A 615-nucleotide genomic window follows, 5' to 3' on the forward strand; every position below is an offset into this window, starting at 1 on the left:
GGTCGATCTGTTCGACGTGGCCGTGGCCGGCAAGGCCGCTCTCGGGCTCGTAGACCTCGACCTCAGCGTGCTCCTTGAGCTCGCCAGTGACATCGTCCAGTCCGGCATACGTGAGATTGCCTCGGACCCGGACATTAGGGTCGATTCTGATCTTGGTCATGACCAGCTCCCTCGGTAGCTGAACGCCTCGACGAAGAGATCCACGTGGCGGATGTCCAGTATGGGACGTTCCACGCCGATGTCCACAGAGTAGTGCTCCTCGATTTCGCCCGGGTTCCCGTCCTTCCAGAACGTGAAGCCGTGTCCGATTAGATCTGATGCTGCTGGACAGCGGAGATACCAAGGGTTCATGGCCTTGTTGATGTCGACCTCCGCGGCCCTCAGGAGCCGTTCGGTCGTTGCATCCAGGTCTTCGTCGTCCTTCGACGTATCGGCGAAGACGGACAGGCCGAAGCGTCCAGACTCTATCTTGGCGAGGTTCGCGTGGTACTCCAGTCGGTCACGGGCGATCGGCCTGAAGCGGATCACAACGGCGCTTGGGGATAGGGCTGCAAGCATGCTCTCAGGCTAGGTCGGCGGGTTGAAGGCCGCGCGTCAGTGGACCTCGTGACAGGC

Annotated in this window: 1 protein-coding gene; it reads right to left on the reverse strand. The window is 61.3% G+C overall.

Annotated elements, in window-relative coordinates; all coding sequences use genetic code 11:
- Positions 1–156: 156 nt before the first annotated feature.
- On the reverse strand, positions 157–558 hold the full coding sequence (locus tag ABD323_RS43735; RefSeq protein WP_184919833.1) for a hypothetical protein: 402 nt from the start codon (positions 556–558) through the stop codon (positions 157–159).
- Positions 559–615: the final 57 nt, after the last annotated feature.

It is taken from the genome of Kitasatospora nipponensis (assembly GCF_039528135.1).
In the GTDB taxonomy this organism is placed as follows: domain Bacteria; phylum Actinomycetota; class Actinomycetes; order Streptomycetales; family Streptomycetaceae; genus Kitasatospora; species Kitasatospora nipponensis.

Coding starts and splice junctions, on each gene's coding strand:
- ABD323_RS43735 (WP_184919833.1), bottom strand. CDS start 558: ATGCTTGCAGCCCTATCCCCAAGCGCCGTTGTGATCCGCTTCAGGCCG.